General features: G+C 45.9%; 18 protein-coding genes. 11 read left to right on the forward strand and 7 right to left on the reverse strand.

Translation table 11 applies throughout. The features are described from left to right. The coding region (locus AACP44_RS00595) for a TCP-1/cpn60 chaperonin family protein (RefSeq protein WP_339337958.1) at window positions 1-351 on the forward strand (351 nt) is incomplete at its 5' end. A 141-nt stretch (window positions 352-492) separates the two neighbouring features. Here AACP44_RS00595 and AACP44_RS00600 read toward each other — a convergent pair. After that, entirely contained in the window at window positions 493-1,155 is a 663-nt protein-coding gene (locus AACP44_RS00600) for a urate hydroxylase PuuD (RefSeq protein WP_339337960.1), read from the reverse strand. A 322-nt stretch (window positions 1,156-1,477) separates the two neighbouring features. On the opposite strand from AACP44_RS00600, the gene AACP44_RS00605 reads away from it, so the two are divergent. The 9 genes from AACP44_RS00605 to alr all read left to right on the forward strand — a co-directional run bounded on the left by AACP44_RS00605 (window position 1,478) and on the right by alr (window position 10,007). Continuing rightward, the gene (locus AACP44_RS00605) at window positions 1,478-2,281 is read left to right on the forward strand and encodes a hypothetical protein (protein ID WP_339337962.1); all 804 of its coding nucleotides are present in this window, start codon (window positions 1,478-1,480) and stop codon (window positions 2,279-2,281) included. Window positions 2,282-2,382: 101 nt separating this feature from the next. Further along, window positions 2,383-3,900 carry a fumarate hydratase gene (locus tag AACP44_RS00610; RefSeq protein ID WP_339337964.1) on the forward strand — a complete coding sequence of 506 codons (1,518 nt, stop codon included), beginning with the start codon at window positions 2,383-2,385 and terminating at the stop codon, window positions 3,898-3,900. Window positions 3,901-3,931: 31 nt separating this feature from the next. After that, window positions 3,932-4,723 carry a putative hydro-lyase gene (locus AACP44_RS00615; protein ID WP_339337966.1) on the forward strand — a complete coding sequence of 264 codons (792 nt, stop codon included), beginning with the start codon at window positions 3,932-3,934 and terminating at the stop codon, window positions 4,721-4,723. A gap of 60 nt (window positions 4,724-4,783) precedes the next feature. Beyond that, window positions 4,784-5,518 (forward strand): 5-oxoprolinase subunit PxpA, encoded by a 735-nt coding sequence (locus AACP44_RS00620; RefSeq protein WP_339337968.1) that lies wholly within the window; start codon window positions 4,784-4,786, stop codon window positions 5,516-5,518. Beyond that, complete coding sequence (gene pxpB, locus AACP44_RS00625; RefSeq protein WP_339337970.1) at window positions 5,515-6,207, forward strand: 5-oxoprolinase subunit PxpB; 693 nt, start codon at window positions 5,515-5,517, stop codon at window positions 6,205-6,207. The genes AACP44_RS00620 and pxpB overlap by 4 nt, the downstream gene beginning before the upstream one ends. Next, entirely contained in the window at window positions 6,204-7,157 is a 954-nt protein-coding gene (locus AACP44_RS00630) for a biotin-dependent carboxyltransferase family protein (RefSeq protein ID WP_339337972.1), read from the forward strand. Before pxpB ends, AACP44_RS00630 begins: the two co-directional genes overlap by 4 nt. Before the next feature lie 5 nt (window positions 7,158-7,162). Next, complete coding sequence (locus AACP44_RS00635) at window positions 7,163-8,020, forward strand: glutamate cyclase domain-containing protein (protein WP_339337974.1); 858 nt, start codon at window positions 7,163-7,165, stop codon at window positions 8,018-8,020. 27 nt (window positions 8,021-8,047) lie between these two features. Beyond that, entirely contained in the window at window positions 8,048-8,905 is an 858-nt protein-coding gene (locus tag AACP44_RS00640) for an aminotransferase class IV (protein ID WP_339337976.1), read from the forward strand. Window positions 8,906-8,927: 22 nt separating this feature from the next. Next, complete coding sequence (gene alr / locus AACP44_RS00645) at window positions 8,928-10,007, forward strand: alanine racemase (RefSeq protein WP_339337978.1); 1,080 nt, start codon at window positions 8,928-8,930, stop codon at window positions 10,005-10,007. 8 nt (window positions 10,008-10,015) lie between these two features. Here the strand turns inward: alr and AACP44_RS00650 are convergent, their stop codons facing one another. From AACP44_RS00650 to AACP44_RS00675, 6 genes are read right to left on the reverse strand one after another with little or no spacing between them, the layout of a single operon-like run. After that, window positions 10,016-10,447, reverse strand: a complete 432-nt coding sequence (locus AACP44_RS00650; protein ID WP_339337980.1) for a type IV pilin protein — start codon at window positions 10,445-10,447, stop codon at window positions 10,016-10,018. Next, window positions 10,444-13,101 carry a PilC/PilY family type IV pilus protein gene (locus AACP44_RS00655; protein WP_339337982.1) on the reverse strand — a complete coding sequence of 886 codons (2,658 nt, stop codon included), beginning with the start codon at window positions 13,099-13,101 and terminating at the stop codon, window positions 10,444-10,446. The genes AACP44_RS00650 and AACP44_RS00655 overlap by 4 nt, the downstream gene beginning before the upstream one ends. A 30-nt stretch (window positions 13,102-13,131) precedes the next feature. Continuing rightward, on the reverse strand, window positions 13,132-13,635 hold the full coding sequence (locus AACP44_RS00660; protein ID WP_339337984.1) for a PilX N-terminal domain-containing pilus assembly protein: 504 nt from the start codon (window positions 13,633-13,635) through the stop codon (window positions 13,132-13,134). A 12-nt stretch (window positions 13,636-13,647) separates the two neighbouring features. Continuing rightward, entirely contained in the window at window positions 13,648-14,478 is an 831-nt protein-coding gene (locus AACP44_RS00665) for a PilW family protein (protein WP_339337986.1), read from the reverse strand. Then, entirely contained in the window at window positions 14,478-15,002 is a 525-nt protein-coding gene (gene pilV / locus AACP44_RS00670) for a type IV pilus modification protein PilV (protein WP_339337988.1), read from the reverse strand. The genes AACP44_RS00665 and pilV overlap by 1 nt, the downstream gene beginning before the upstream one ends. Before the next feature lie 23 nt (window positions 15,003-15,025). Beyond that, window positions 15,026-15,562 (reverse strand): GspH/FimT family pseudopilin, encoded by a 537-nt coding sequence (locus AACP44_RS00675; RefSeq protein WP_339337990.1) that lies wholly within the window; start codon window positions 15,560-15,562, stop codon window positions 15,026-15,028. A 107-nt stretch (window positions 15,563-15,669) separates the two neighbouring features. Here AACP44_RS00675 and sbcB point away from each other — a divergent pair, with 107 nt between their 5' ends. After that, complete coding sequence (sbcB, locus tag AACP44_RS00680; protein ID WP_339337992.1) at window positions 15,670-17,106, forward strand: exodeoxyribonuclease I; 1,437 nt, start codon at window positions 15,670-15,672, stop codon at window positions 17,104-17,106. Window positions 17,107-17,122 lie beyond the last annotated feature (16 nt).

The following is a 17,122-nucleotide window of genomic DNA, read 5'->3' on the forward strand; positions in this document are numbered from 1 at the left end:
CAAACGGTGGGTATTAACTTGGCCCGTCGTGCGATGGAAGCCCCTTTACGTCAAATTGTTGATAATGCCGGCGATGAGTCTTCGGTTGTGCTTGATAAAATCAAGAACGGCGAAGGTAACTTTGGCTTTAATGCGGGTACTGGCGAGTACGGTGATATGATCGAGATGGGAATTCTTGATCCTGCCAAGGTAACTCGTACAGCACTGCAAGCAGCCGGTTCTATTGCTGGTTTGATGATCACCACCGAAGCGATGGTTGCTGATCTTCCTGCTGAAGCAGCTGCCGGCGCCCCTGCTATGCCTGATATGGGCGGCATGGGTGGTATGGGTGGTATGGGCGGTATGATGTAATAACCGCTTTAGCGCTGATAAAGAGCCCCGGCATTGTCGGGGTTTTTTTTGCCTGTTATTGGCGCCTTGGTGGCAATCAGGTTTTTTAAAGGCACAAAAAAGCCCGGACTAGCCGGGCTTCGATATCACTTAGCCTGCTACTTATACAAACTGTAATAAGCTCAGACAAACAACAGTTAAGGCAACAGAGCAGTGGATAACCCCTTTAACCGATGCCATTGGGCCAACCTTACCGAAGATAGCATTGGCTTCCAAAAGAATAATAATGGCAATTACAGCTAGCAAACCCATCGACGGGTCCACGGCCGGCAGAGTCGCGTGGTCAACTAAATTGCTCGCAGCACCGCCGCCGTGAGTAGACGCGGTCATGCCCAGAACCATCGGCATAGAGAAGAGGGTGTTGGTGCGTGAGGCTAACAGCGCTTTAGGGCCAGCTACGGCAGCGTCGCCGTCAACGATACCCGTGACAATCTTCTGGTTTGGCCAGATGATCAGCCAAACGTTCAAAAACATAAGCGTACCCATCAGAGCGCCCATGGTGATATAGCCATCAATACCCCAAGTTTTGCGGATACCGATTAACAACAATACCCCAGTGATAAAGGTGAACATGGCGCCCCAGCGGAACCACCATAATGCGCGAGGGGCCAGCTTTTTAGTAGCATCGGCTTTAGCACTGGCCTCGGCCTCTTTGAAATACTCGCCCTGGATAAAATTGAAGTAATACAAAAGGCCGATCCACGTAATCCCAAAGATGACGTGTAGCCAGCGAAACAAAATATCATGACTGATGAAGCTTTCCATTGAGAATCCCCTAAAACTGGAATGAGTTTATTGTTTTCAATCCCCTAACCCAACTGTCACTGATTCAGCAAATAGCTGGTAAGGCATTGAATTTAATATAACTATATAGGCTATTTATCGATAAAAGGAAACCCAAATTGTATTTCAGAGTCTATAAAATCGTTAAATGGCCGCATCGATAAAAATTTTTGCTATGTTTAATAAAAATCTGTGTACAGTTGCGCCAATTTGCTAGTGTTACGATCAATAATCGCTCTGCGATCATTTTGGCTAATAATTGTGCTAAATCGTGCAATATTAATAGGATGATGTGAATAACTTTATGTCCCAACGAGATAATGACTCTATAGATCATGTGCCTGAAATAACCCCTGCCCATGATGAGATTGCTTCCTTTCAGCGAACTCAAGCCAAAGGTTTGCTGGCGAGTCGTTTGGGGGAAGTGCCTGAAGTTGGTGACGCGGGCGCTACTTCCACAGTGACCAAGTCCATTTTGACACTGGTAGTGCTAGTGTTATTGGCGACGGCAGCACTGGCGGGTTATTTATACCAACAGCTACAGATAGCCGAAAAATCGCTGCAAAACTATGAGTTGCGTATTGGTGATCTGGAGCGTCGTCTAATGGTAACGGATGAAAGTATGGACCAGTCCAGCGCCGCGATGAAGGTTAAACTCCGTGAATTGGATTCCGAGGTACGCAAAATTTGGGACAATGTCTGGAAAAAAAGTAAACAGCAGTTTGCCGAAAATGATGTTCTGTTGAAGCAGCATGCTGGCAGTATAAAGACTATTGATGCCTTTATCGCATCCGCTAAGCAGCAAATGACTCAACGAGATAATGCCGTGGCGGGGCTGACTAAACAGTTAAAGCAAACCCAGCAGTTGCAGGCGCAGGTGACTGAGAGTCAGCGTCTGCTTAAGCTGCAGGGAAGATCTTTGGAGGCAGTGGCTGATAAAACTAACCGTGTTAGTGCTGATATCAGTAATTTGGATCGCCGTGTTAAAGCCACTGAGGAATGGGTTGAATCTATTAATGGCTTCCGCCGTCAGGTTAACCGCGATATAGGTGACCTAAAGCAACAAATTGGGCAAATGCAACAAACACAAGACACCCTCTCTCCGTAGTGCTTTTTAGCCATACTCATTTTCGCGGCAATGGCTACCTTGGTGTATAATCACGCTCCTATTTTTCCACAAGACCCTACTGAACGAGAGGTTTATTTTCGATGACTGTAATCCGTCAAGAAGATTTGATCGAAAGCATAGCCGGTGCGCTGCAATATATTTCCTATTACCATCCGGTAGATTTTATTCAGGCTATGGATAAAGCCTACCAACGCGAGCAAAACCCGGCCGCTAAAGATGCGATTGCACAAATTTTAATTAACTCTCGTATGTGTGCCGAAGGGCATCGCCCCATTTGTCAGGACACCGGTATTGTGACGGTGTTTTTAAAGGTCGGGATGCATGTGCAGTGGCAAGCGGATATGTCGGTGACCGATATGTGTAACGAAGGTATTCGTCGCGCTTATATGGATCCGGACAATGTGCTTCGTGCCTCTATTCTGGCTGATCCAGATGGCGCCCGTACTAACACCAAAGACAATACCCCCGGCGTTATTCACTATGAAATTGTTGCCGGTGACAAAGTGGAAGTCCACGTTGCGGCCAAAGGCGGTGGTAGTGAAGCCAAGTCAAAATTTGCCATGCTTAACCCCTCCGATTCTGTAGTCGACTGGGTGTTGCAGATGGTGCCCCAGATGGGTGCCGGTTGGTGTCCACCGGGCATGCTGGGTATCGGTATTGGTGGTACCGCCGAAAAAGCGATGTTATTAGCCAAAGAAGCCTTGTTAGAGCCTATCGATATTCAGGATTTACAACAGCGTGGTGCCAGTAACCGTGCTGAAGAGTTGCGTCTAGAGCTGCATGAAAAGGTCAATAAACTAGGCATTGGCGCTCAGGGTCTGGGTGGTCTGACCACCGTTATGGATATCAAAGTAAAAGATTATCCAAGCCATGCGGCCAACAAAGCGGTTGCGATTATTCCTAACTGTGCAGCGACGCGCCATACCCACTTTACCTTGGACGGCGCCGGCGCCGCCACCTTAACACCGCCAAAACTGGAAGACTGGCCCGAGGTTACCCGCGCAGCCGGTGGCAATGTTAAGCGTGTTAATCTCGATACCGTCACACCGGAAGAAGTGAAAACCTGGCAACCCGGAGATACCCTATTATTAAACGGTAAAATGCTAACCGGCCGTGACGCCGCGCATAAAAAAATGGTCGATATGATTGCCGCTGGTGAACAATTGCCGGTGTCTATGAAAGGGCGTTTTATCTATTACGTCGGGCCGGTAGATCCTATCGGTGATGAAGTTGTCGGCCCTGCTGGACCCACAACGGCAACCCGTATGGATAAGTTTACTCGCACCATGTTAGAAAAAACCGGCCTGTTAGGTATGATCGGCAAAGCCGAGCGAGGCCCAACCGCGATTGAAGCGATTAAAGATCATCAATCGGTTTATCTAATGGCGGTAGGCGGTGCAGCCTATTTAGTTGCCCAAGCAATTAAATCTTCCAAGGTGGTTGGCTTTCCCGAATTGGGTATGGAAGCTATTTACGAATTCGAATTAGAAGATATGCCGGTGACGGTTGCAGTTGACCATCGTGGTGAGTCTGTTCACAAAACCGGCCCACAAATATGGCAAGCAAAAATTGAACAGCAGGCAATAGAGGTTACCTAAGCGCTATTAATAATTAACCAGAGCAACTGTTATGCCTACTGCTGAAATCTCTCCATTAGCATTACGCCAGCGCATCCGCAATGGCCAGCACACAGCTAACACTTCCGGCTATGCCGCCGGCTTTGTACAATGTAATTTGGTGATTTTGCCAAAAGATTGGGCTGACGAATTTCTGCAGTTTTGTCAGTTAAACCCAAAGCCTTGCCCCTTGGTGGGTATGGCTTCACAGGCTGGCGATTATATGTTGCCTGATCTGGGTGAAGATATTGATATCCGTTCTGATATTTCCGGTTACCGTATTTTTGAATATGGTGAACTGAAAGCATCGGTTGCCGATATTAAAGACTATTGGCGTGATGATCTAGTCAGCTTTTTATTGGGCTGTTCCTTTTCTTTTGAACAATCGCTGATTGCCGAAGGCCTTGAGATACGCAATCTTAGCCAAAACCTTAATGTGCCCATGTATCGTACCGATATTGACTGTCGTCCCTGCGGACGCTTTAGCGGTAAAATGGTCGTTAGTATGCGTCCCTTTTTGGCGGCGGATGCCATCCGTGCGGTAGAAATCTCTAGTCGTTTTCCATCGGTTCATGGCGCGCCTATTCATTTGGGTGACCCTGCCCTAATTGGGATCAATGATATTAATCAGCCAGATTTTGGTGACACGGTTAATATTAATCCCAATGAACTTCCGGTTTTTTGGGCCTGTGGTGTCACGCCACAGGTTATTTTGGAACAGGCCAAACCATCATTCTGTATTACCCACGAGCCGGGTTGTATGTTGGTCACCGATATTCCCAATAGCCAGTTATCCAATTTATAGTGCTAACGGCAGTACTATTGAATACCAACCTTTTTATAGCACAGCATGGGAGTAGCCACTATGACATTACAGCTAAATTGTGATTTGGGCGAAAGCTTTGGCAGTTGGACTATGGGAATGGATGCCGCGGTGATGCCTTATATCGATCAGGCTAGTATCGCCTGTGGATTTCACGCTGGCGACCCGATGGTGATCCGCAAAACCTTGGCGCTGGCTAAAGCGCATCAGGTTGTCATCGGTGCCCATCCGTCATATCCCGATCTAGTCGGTTTTGGTCGCCGCTCGATGCAGTGCAGTAGCGAAGAAATTATTAGTTTGATGCATTACCAAATTGCGGCAATCGATGGTATGGCAGCTAGTGCAGGTCTTACACTGGACTATGTCAAACCTCACGGCGCACTTTATAACGATATGATGGCAAAACCCGATGTGCGCGATGCCATTATGGCATCTATGTCTGAATACCATCGTCCTCTGACACTGATGCTACAGGCAACTTTGCAAAATGCCGAGCATCAATCGGCAGCAGAGCGTTTTGGATTGAATCTTTGTTTTGAAGCGTTTGCTGATCGTTGTTATGACGATGATGGCAGATTGCTGGCACGTTCAAAACCCGATGCTGTTCATAGCAAAGAAAAAATGCTCGCTCAGGTGAAACAGTTATGTAACGAAGGAAGCGTCACTACAATTAATGGTAATACGCTAAAGTTGCAGGCTGATACGCTCTGTGTGCATGGTGATAATAAAGCTGGCGTGCAGGCTATTCAGGACATTCGTGAGTTAATTAACGGATGAGAATAGCACTGGCGGGTGAAAATGCGCTGATTATTTATTTTGATGAGGCTGGCTTTTCTGCTCAGGCATCACCAGAGGTGGCGGCTCGAGTGCAGGTGGCCACAGTGGCTGTTAGCGCTGCGCTAGACTCTGTACTGATTGATTTAATTCCTTCCTATGCCTCGCTAACGCTAATTTTTGATGCCTTAAAAACCGATCATTTTTATATTCGCCAAACCTTAACAACGATATTGGCGGAACAGGATAATGTGCAGTTAGGGCAGGGCGAATTAGTCACCTTGCCGGTTTATTACAGTACGGAGTCGGGGCCAGAGTTAGAGCTTATTGCTGCCAATGCCGAGCTGTCGATTGAGCAGGTGATTGATTTACACCAAGAGCAGGAATATCGCGTTTATGCCATTGGCTTTGCTCCGGGTTTTGCTTATTTAGGTCAAGTGAATAAAAAAATTGCCACCGCACGTCTATCAACACCGCGACAAAAAGTACCTCGAGGTGCCGTTGGTATTGCCGACCGTCAAACCGCTGTTTATCCGGCGCCATCGCCCGGAGGTTGGAATTTAGTGGGTTTATGTCCGCAGCGCATGTTTGATCCGGCGGCAGAGCCGAGTATGCCGGTGGCTGTTGGTGATCGCATTCGGTTTGAAGCTATTTCCCGCAGTCGGTTTTTAGCATTGGGGGGTGAGCTGTGATAAGTGGCTTCAAAGTCATTAACCCCGGTATATTAACCTTGATTCAGGATGCCGGTCGTTTTGGTTTTCATGGTATTGGCTTAACCAACGGCGGGCCTCTGGATCCACTGGCTTTTCGTTGGGCTACTCGTCTTTGTGGAGCCGCGGTTGAAAACGCTGCATCTAGCGATACCGCTTTGGAAATTAGTATTGGTGGCCTATCACTTGAAGCCTATGTCGATACCGTAATAGCGGTGACCGGTGCCGATATGCCTCTAACGATTAATGGTCAGCCCTGCCAACTGTGGCAGAGTCATTCGGTCAAAGCCGGTGATTATATCGAGCTGGGTTATGCACAGCAGGGTTGTCGAAGTTATTTGGCGGTGAGCGGTGGTTTTGATATTTCCCACAGTTTTGGTAGCGCCGCAACGGTAAGCCGAGAGTCGATTGGCGGTCTCAGTGGTGAGCCTCTACAGCAGAATGATGTATTGCCCTGTGCCGGTTATCACACAGCGCAACATTATGCTGTTGCTGATAATGATCGGCCACAGTACGGCAATGCATTAACGGCGAGAGTTATTTTGGGCTATCAGCAAGAAACCTTTAGCGAGGTACAGCAACGATTGTTTTTTACCAGTGACTATACCGTCTCTGATCGCTGTGATCGTATGGGTTATCGTTTAACAGGACAAAGCATTCAGTCATCGGTTGAGGGTATTTTATCAGAGGGTATTTGTCATGGTGCTATTCAAATCCCTGCCGATGGCCAGCCGATTGTATTGATGAATGATCGCCAAACCATCGGCGGCTATCCCAAAATTGGTTCAATGATTTCTATTGATACCGCAAGGTTGGCGCAATTATCAGCGGGTGCCAAGGTTTGTTTTGAGCCCATATCGATGGAGCAAGCACATAGTTTATTGCATTTTGCCGAAGCCAACTTTCAGCAAATATCCTTGCAACGGTGCTAAAGAAAATGAATGCTATTGATCATCAACATGATCTTGCACTCAGTCAATCCATTGAAGATTTACTGGTGGCGCGCAATTTACGGGGTATGCGCGATGTGCAGCCGGCACTAAGCTCGGGATATTGTCTGCGTGCGGCAAAATTATTGCAGGCATGCAAAGGCACGGTATTACTGGGCACCGGCTTTCCGGTATTGAATAGTTTTGAAACAGATGGCCCAGTCGGTGCGATAGCCTTATACCAAACACTGGACTTTTTAGGTGCCAGCCCCGTGATTGTCTGTGATGCGCCTCTGTCAAAAGCGATTGCCGCGAATTATCGGGTCTATGAAATTACGGTTAATGATTTGAATAGTGCCGAGGCTGCAGCACAGCAGGTGCTAGAAAAATTACAGCCTGATCTGGTGTTATCGATTGAGCGCGCAGGTTTAACCGAGCAGGGCATCTACTGCAATATGCATGGTGAAGATATTAGCGACCGTTGTGCCAGCTTTGACTTTTTCCTTAATCATGCGCGTTGCCCTACCTTAGCGATTGGTGATGGCGGCAATGAAATTGGTATGGGTAATATCCATAAAGCAATAACGCAGCTGGATATTACTCCATCGATTACCCGTTGCGATGAACTGGTGATTGCTGATGTGTCTAATTGGGCAGCTTATGGCTTAATAGCCATGCTGGCCCATTGGCAACAGGCTGATTTATTGCAGCGGATAAATTCACAGCAAATTTTAGCGTATATCGTCAGCCGCGGCGGCCTAGATGGCGTTACCAAAGAGCCAAACTTAACCGAAGATAGTTTGCCTTTAGCTGAAGGACAAAGGATGATTGCCAACTTGCGGCAGATAATCGGTTTTAGTGAGTAAGATTTTAATTAAAAATAGGTTTTAGTGATGAGTATTGTCTATTTAAACGGTGAATACCTGCCGATGGAGCAGGCCAAGATCTCGCCTATGGATAGAGGTTTTTTATTTGGTGATGGTATTTATGAAGTGATTCCTTCCTACCAAGGTAAGTTGGTGGGTTTTGGTCCCCATATCGACCGCATGAATAATGGCCTTAATTCGTTGGATATTCAGTTTATCTATAGCCATGATCAATGGCGTGAAATTGCTACTACCCTGAGCGAAAAAAATGGTGCGGGTAATTTGGGGATTTATTTTCACGTTAGTCGCGGTGCTGATACCAAACGAAATCACGCTTACCCCGAAGATCTAACACCCACCGTATTTGCCTTTGCCTTTGAAATTCCGCCGGAGCCTGTGGCTGATCGCAATCTGGTGAAGCGCTATAAAGTCTCCACAATGCAAGATTTACGCTGGAGACAATGTAATATTAAAACGACCGCTCTATTAGGTAATGTGATGCATTACCAGCAGGGTTATAGTGAAGGCAATGATGAAACCATCCTTTATAATGAGCGTGGTGAAATGACTGAAGGCAGTGCGGTTAATGCTTATATTGTTAAAGAGGGTAAAGTGATTACCCCGTCACTGGATAAGCAGATTTTACCCGGCATTACTCGGCTTATTTTATTGGATGTGCTGCGCCAGCAAAGTTCTATACCGGTTGAAGAGCGGGTGGTAACGATGGATGAGCTACGCAATGCTGATGAAGTCTGGCTTAGCAGTTCCAGTAAAGAGGTGGTGCCGGTGATTGAGGTGGATGGCCAACCGGTAGGTGATGGCAAGGTGGGCGATATTTGGCAAAAGGCACAGGCTTTGTTTTCTGCCCACAAATATAACTACTAACTTATTCAGGAAATACATTGTTATGGCCAGGCCGACAATAGCGCGCGTTGATTTACAGGCGCTACAGCATAATTTTCAATTAGCACAGGGTTTAGTCCCGGATGGACAATGTCTTGCTGTGGTTAAAGCAAATGCCTATGGCCATGGCGCTGTCGCGGTAGCTAAGGCGTTGGACTCGATGGCGGCGGCTTTTGGGGTGGCCTGTATTGAAGAGGCTGATGAATTACGTCAGGCTGGTATTAATAAGCCCGTGCTATTGATGGGGGGTGTCTTTAATCAACAGGAAGTCATCCATGCCGCAGAAAATAACTACTGGTTGATGTTGAATAATCAGCAACAGCTAGACAGTGTTATTGATGCCGATTTAACTCAGCCGGTTACCGTATGGTTAAAAGTGGATAGCGGTATGCATCGTTTAGGTATTGGTCTTGGCGATGTCAGTACTTATTACCAGCAACTTCAAGCCAGCGACAATGTGTTAGATGAAATAGTTATCGCGACCCATTTAGCCTGTGGCGATGAGCTTGATAGCACCTTTACCGATCAACAGATCAAGCAATTTATGGCCAGTGTTGAAGGTATCAATGCTCCGCTAAGCATCAGTAATTCATCGGGACTGTTGGCGTGGCCGCAGGCCAGACAGCACTGGAATCGACCGGGTTATATGCTTTATGGCAACACACCGTTTAGTGGTGCTCATCAAGATGCGGATAAATTACGTCATGTTATGACCTTGTCATCAGAGGTTGTAGCGGTGCGCGATATTGATGTGGGTGAATCTGTAGGTTACTCCGCTAATTGGACCGCTAAACGCCCCTCAAAAATTGCCACCATTGCTGTTGGTTATGGTGATGGCTATCCGCGACAGGCGCGTAATGGAACGCCGGTTATTATTAATGGCAACCGTGCTCCGCTAGTCGGTCGAGTGTCAATGGATATGATCACCGTCGATATTACCGATTTGGCTGATGTAGCTGTGGGTGATGAAGTAGTGCTTTGGGGTGAGCATCTAACCGCCAATGAAGTGGCTGAATGCGCAGGGACTATTGGTTATGAAGTGTTGACCAGAATGCCTTTGCGAGTGCCTCGGGTTTACAGCTGAATGCCTATTCAATCTAGGCCGGTTTTTTCACCGCGACTGTTATAGCTGATATCGCCATATTTCCCGTCCTTATCAAGATCATTGTCATTGCTATCCTTGCTTTGGTTGCCCTGAGCAAGAGCCCTTAAGTTGACACATCTAACAATACTGCCGTCACAGGCTACGGCCTCAATTTTATAGTGACCCCCCGGTGATATTGGGGCCTCGTCGAAACCTAAAGCGGTTAAATCCTCGGTATAGCTTCCTTGTTCAGCAGCATAACGCTCCTGCGCCTGCATAATATGATTGAGGTAGGGCAGAGCATCGCCTGCTCTATTACTTTTTAATACAAAGGCCTGATAATTTACCATCGCTATGGATGCCAATAGGCCAATGATGACGAGTACCACTAACATTTCCAATAAGGTAAATCCGATTTTCCGGCTACGATTGATTTTCAATATTCTCTCCAATAGGTTTTGTGCAGGGATAAATCGACAGTATCGTTAATGCACTCAGTACCGATACAGACGATCAGCTTGTCCTGTTTGCTGAGGGATGGGTTTGAGGTGTTGCAATTGGCTATGCAGTTATTTTCAGTGGTAAAAATGATGCTGGGTTGAGTGGGGATGCCCTGCCGTTGAAGCTCTTTATAGGCCTGCCTATTGCCTGAAATAGATAAAACTGAATGGCCCTTTAGTAGGTTTAAAATATAGTATCTTGCAGTGCCTATTTCTCTTCGAGTGTTTGTACAGTTATTATTTTGACTGCTCGGTATATAAGTGGTGAATAAAAGTTGATGATTGAAGCTGACCGATGAAGACAGAATTTTTTCACCATTAGCGCTATCCATATTGAGATACCAGCCATACTGATTAGCTCTGGATCGGGTATGCAATCTAGGATTGACCGTGACAGCGGCCATATCGGAGGCGGTAATAACCCTAGTACCCACATAGTTGTAATTAGCAGGAGGCGTCAATGGATGGTGATCAAAAACAACAAAGAAGCGATCTTTGATAGTAGTATTATCAGGCTGTGGCCGATAACCACTGCCCACGGCAATGCTTAAAAAAGGTGTTTGGCCACGAAGACGGATATAGGCAATATCAGCAGCATTATAAAAATGACGATTATCACCGCCCAGATTGGCAATCATTGCTCCTGTGGTGCCTTTAGCAAAATCGTCTTTATTGTTAGTCTGTTGATTAAGATCAAAGCGCCATAACTGTCCCATAATATCGATGGCAAATAAAACATCGGCATAATTATCCCCATTAATATCGGCAACGGTAACATCGGCTGGAATACTGAAATGCATATTATCCAGCTCAAGATCATGACCGTGTTTACCCGCGCTCCATAGCAACTTGCCGCTGATCGCATCTACCATATAAATAGCATTGCCCTGATCGCTATGGCTAAGGTCGAGATGGTCATGTTTGCTATCGTAACCACCGGCAAAGAAAATGACTTTTTTATCTTGGCAGCCGGTTATGCCATCGGTGCAATTCCAGCGCAGAGTGGCCAGTTGCGGGCGTGACCAGGTTTGGCCCAAATCAGTAAATCCGGGGCTAGCATCACTGTGACCATCATGGTCGAGATCTTTCTTGCCGTTAATTTGCCACATCAATTTTGGTTGCTGCCGAGCACTGACATCTAGGGCAAATAGGCTATTACCACCCCGTCGCATCGCTTGATAAATATAGACGTGGTCGCCCGTCTCGGGAATATCTATACCGCCGAAGCTACTGACAACGCTACCATTGCCATTGCTATCGTGGCGCCATACAGTCATTGAAGCATCAAGTCCGTAGGTTTTATTTAAGGGGTTTGGCGTATTTTGATAATAGCTAGTCAGATTTGGCAGTAATTGTTTGGGTATAAAGCTAAAAATTGGATTACCACTGGCGGCATCAATAGCATGGAAAAGTCCTCTATTAGAGCCAGAAAATAGGGTGTCATCAAATTGTTCTTTATCGGCATTTAAGGTGCGATAGCTGACTACTGCAGGTCGGTTATGAATAAAGTCGGCAACAAAGTAGTTGGGCGATGGGTTGTCACTCATCTGATATCCCTGTGTCCAGTTGAGTACGACGTTGCGTTTATCGACTTCGGCAGATTTAAGTCCTAGCAGTTCGGCAGTAATCTTGGTGTTGTCTTTGGTTAATCTTTCTGTCGCTAGTGCTTCGTTATTAGGGGTAAAGTCATTGAGGTAGGTATAGATTTTACGCGTTGAAGGAGAGTCGAGTCGGTAACCATAGCCACCATAGTCTATATGATTGCCATCGACAGTCGCTGTGTTATCACCATCATCAGGATTCCAGTCTGTTATTGATGTCCAAAAACTTAATGCAGAGTCGTTAAAATAACCGGCATTTTTATCCTGCCGGATGGCATTTGCACCATTGGCGTCGACAATTTTACCGTTGGCAAGCTGATACTTTTTGATATTGCCCGCCCAGCGTGATGATGCACTGGGTTGAAATAAGGCAAAGTAAATATCGCTGCGATGCTGCAAATTGTTATAGGCATTGACGGCAATAACAGGGGTGGTCAAAGTATCTATGGTTTTAGTAGTGCTCTTAAAAATATCGTTAATAACGGAGGATGTTTTTTGTGAGTTATTAGTTTGACCAAGGTCTATCCGATGAATTTTTATGTTGTTTGGTTTGGTGTCTTTGCTCAGGCTGCTCTGATCGTTAAGTATGATGATATGGTTTTCCGAACAGACTGAGTTCTGTTCGGGGAAAATTTTGACAGCTTTTTGTAGCAAGGTTTCCAGAGAAACATTAGCTTGATCAGGTTTAATATAATCTACGGCTGTTTTTAAGCTTTCAAGGTTACTGTTCTTGGAAATATCAACCAACCTATGAGCCAAATGCTCGCTATCGGATGTCATTAATCCGATAGTGACGGGTCTGCGTGTTTGATAAAAATTGTCGAGGATGGTTTTAAGTGATTGTTTGGAATGCAATTTGTTAGATGCGTTGACAACGAGTAATACATTGGGCATCCGTTGCTTTGGGTAGATATCAATATCATCGGCAGATAATAGAACGCCATTTGTAAGCAGTAGAATAACAGCGATTAGTTGTAGCCAATTTTTCAACATACACGCTCTGCGGCCGGATCAATGCTTTGGTTAGAGTAGAGGGGCAATGCGACTTAACCCCTGTGTTTGTTTTGATGTTGATTGAGTTCTGGTTGATTCGGCGACAATATAGATTTCGTAGTTTTTCCCGACATACGAGCCCAAACTATAACCAGAGGGCGGTGCTGTATTTCCAATAAAGGCTATTGCGCCAGATTGGGTATAGTCATCGTTGGCATTATGCGTTGCCGATAAAGCATCGGTTAGTATTAATCCCACACCATCTTTGGAGAGCCCTTGATACTGCAGTTTTTCAAGGGTTGTAGTTGAAGTAGTAACGCTGTCAAGGTAATCGGGGTCTGCCAATGCCTTTACCTGCGCTTGGATCTCGCTATAGGCTATTTGATGAAGATATTGCGATAGCAAACTATTGCGAGCCATTTGCGATTGCAGTTGGGATAAATCTATTGCAGCGATACCTAACAAAGTCATTACCAGCAATAGAATCAAGCTAACCATTAGTACAGCGCCTTGTTGACGAATGTGAGAAGGCATAGCCGGCTCCGGTTAACGACTGTTTTTTAATTGCACTGTAGTGCTATAGATCCTGCGGGCCTGTCGATCGGTGTCGGCCGTTTCCAGTTCCGCGCTATCAAGCAGCCGGTATTTGCGCGCTTGCGCCTTGGCAAAACCTCGTTGCAAACCGTTGCTTACCAACAGCGCAATGCTGACGGATTTAATATAGGGCCAGTCAGATTCCTCTAATGCGCTTTGAGGCATATATTGATTCACGCTACCAGTGCTATCGCTGGTATCAGTCACGCCATATAACACCTGCATATTATCGATACCATCGATCAGTGGTTGAGCTCCCCGCTCAAGCCATGTGCCTTTGTTTTTGTTATAGCCACGGCAATAAAGACTATTAATACCGTTGACGGTATCAATCGTATAAACATTGACAATAATGCTATGTCGCTCTGTGGCATCGAGTTTTTTACCTAGGCAATCTCTAGCTTCACCGCCAAGATCATCGGCTGGAGGGTCATACTGTATCGATAATCTATCACTGCCATGGGTAATGCTATCTGTACTATCAATGTATTGGTTGAGCGTACAGGTTGGATGATCGCGGCTGCAGTTGGTTTGAAAATCAAAATAGTGAGGAGCCGTATCATCACCATTTAATGTTTGTCGATAGCCTGCCATGCGCAAATCTTTAACCAGTATATCCATAGCAATACGGCCATTTTCTTGGATGCGAGAAATATCATTATTCAGCTCAAAGGTTTGTCGGGTGCTGGCCATAAACTGCATGGCACCTGCCGTTAATAGCAGGCCTAGCGTCATCGCAATCATTAATTCAATTAGGCTAAAACCTCGCTGATAATCAATCATTATGGCCTTACCTTCATAACAATCTGTTGCTTTTCGATATCAGCCTGTTGGCTATCAATAGATTGAATCTGCCAAGATAGACTGATGCTAAAGTTTGCTTGGGAAGCAGCGCAGTCACTGTCACAGGAGATCGATAAGGTCGATAGTTTTAGTGATTCAACGGCATCGGCTAAAACATTTTGCGAAGCCTCACCGCAAAAAACGTCCCAGATATCAAATGCAGCCATTTCAGCTGGGCCACATTGATTCGGTGAGGTGTTTAAGCATAGCTTGACTGGTTTTTTGCAGTTTTCCGTTGTCAGTGTTGTGTTGTAGTTGTTCGCTTGTCCGGCTGGGTTGGCTCGTATGCGTTCAACAAGTTCACTGACCAACCATGCCGTCTGTGATTGTCGGGCTGTGTTTAAACTGTCTTTAATCGCATTTAATTGTAGTCCTGCCAAACCCAGTAAGCCGACGCTGATAATAAACATGCTGATCACTACCTCCAGCATGGTTATGCCAAGTTGCTTTAAGAAAATACCCATTGCCAGCTTCCCTGATATTAAAGCTAGAGGCTTCTCAACGAGGTTCGACCATTAAGCGCTACTACAAGCCTTTTGTTACCGGTGGTGCCAATAGGTTCGCAAAATCGGAAATGTCCCGCTGTGCCATTGCTGGCTCCCGAGGGTTTGAACTGCAAATACTGACGACCAAGGCCTGCCTTCCATTGGATGCAGGGGGTTGTTTTTGGTAGTGTTAATACCCGATAAATAACGTCTCGATCGTCTACCGATTCGTTGGTATTAATGTCACTAAACACGATAATCGTATTGTTCCATTGGCCATTGCAGGTGATTTTATCGATGCTGGCGCAAATAGTAAGATATTGGCCGTCTTTAATGGCTGTGGTTCGTGCGAACTGGGTTAAATGGCTGAGTGAATTAAACAGGGTAGTTTCGGTTTGATAGTGTAACCATTGTGATAATCCAGAGAGACCGAACCCCATGGTTATCATTATCACGCTCAAGGTAGTGAGTAGTTCGATTAAGCTAAAGCCGTTTGGCAGAGAAGGGAGTGTTGGGAGATAATATTGATTAATCTTCATGTTGCAGTTCCTTCTGCAAAGTTCGATATGTCATAATCCGTTGACAGTACAAAAATTAGCATAGAACAATGAGAGCAAGCAACACTCGATAAGGATTAATTTTTTCTATGGCAGATTTTTCTTTCTATTGGCACGATTACGAAACCTTCGGCATCGATCCCGCTCGTGATCGTCCATCACAATTTGCCGGTATTCGTACCGACGCAAATTTTAATATTATTGGCGAGCCCTTGGTTATTTTTTGCCAGCCTGCCGCTGATATGCTGCCGCATCCCGAGGCTTGTTTGGTTACCGGTATTACACCACAGCAGGCCCTTGAGCAGGGTGCACCAGAGGCTGAGTTTATTCGCCAGATTCATGCCGAGTTTGTCCAGCCCGGCACCTGCGCAGTGGGTTATAACAGTATCCGTTTTGATGATGAGGTTAGCCGCTATACCTTATATCGTAATTTTTATGACCCCTATGCCCGCGAGTGGCAAAACGGTAATTCGCGTTGGGATATTATCGATATGGTCAGGCTGTGTTGTGCCTTGCGTCCGGAGGGGATTGTTTGGCCCAGCCATGAAGATGGTAGTGCCAGTTTTAAACTCGAACATATCACTCAGGCAAATGGTATCAGTCATGAGGCTGCGCATGATGCCTTGTCCGATGTCTATGCCACTATTGCCGTCGCTAAATTAATTAAAGAGAAACAACCCAAGTTATTCGATTATGTCTTTAAGTTGCGTAATAAAAGTGAAGTGATCAATTTACTCGACGTTGCGCAAAAAAAGCCAGTGTTACACACATCGGGTATGTTTTCCGCCAGCCGCTTTTGCACCAGCCTGATAATGCCTTTGGCGATGCATCCCAGTAATAAAAATGCTGTTATTTGTTATGACTTGGCTGTTGATCCTGCGCCTTTACTTGAATTAAATGCCGAAGAAGTTTGCAAGCGGTTATATACCCCGGTTGCAGAATTGCCAGCAGGGATTGAGCGGATTCCGTTAAAAACCATTCAAATCAATCGGTGCCCGGTGGTTGCCACTGCAGATTTGTTGGATGCTGCTACGGCTCAGCGTATTCAATTGGATTTGGCCAAGGCCCGCCAGCATTATCAGCAAATTATCAACGCCGATCCTTTAACGGAAAAATTGGCCGAGGTATTTTCATCGCAAGCTTTTCCTGAGCAAAAGGATCCGGATGCTATGCTTTATAGCGGTGGTTTTTTTGGCCAAAATGATAAAAGTATGATGGCTCAAATACGCGCCAGTACTCCCGAAGAATTGCGTGATAGCACTTTCTATTTTGAAGACGCACGTCTGACGGATATGTTATTCCGTTACCGTGCGCGCAACTATCCCGATTCACTAACCGACGATGAAAAACACCAATGGCATGAGTATCGCTATCAGCGTTTAACAGAAGTCGACGGCGGCGGCAGCATTATTCTCGAAGACTATCTGGATAAAGTGCATGGCTTGATGGAAGACGCTAATATTAGCGAACGCGATCGACAGATATTAGAACAACTATTGGATTACAGTGATCAAGTTCTTGCCTAAAAAAATTAACCAGGCG

It is taken from the genome of uncultured Oceanicoccus sp., assembly GCF_963968385.1.
In the GTDB taxonomy this organism is placed as follows: Bacteria; Pseudomonadota; Gammaproteobacteria; order Pseudomonadales; family Dasaniaceae; genus Oceanicoccus.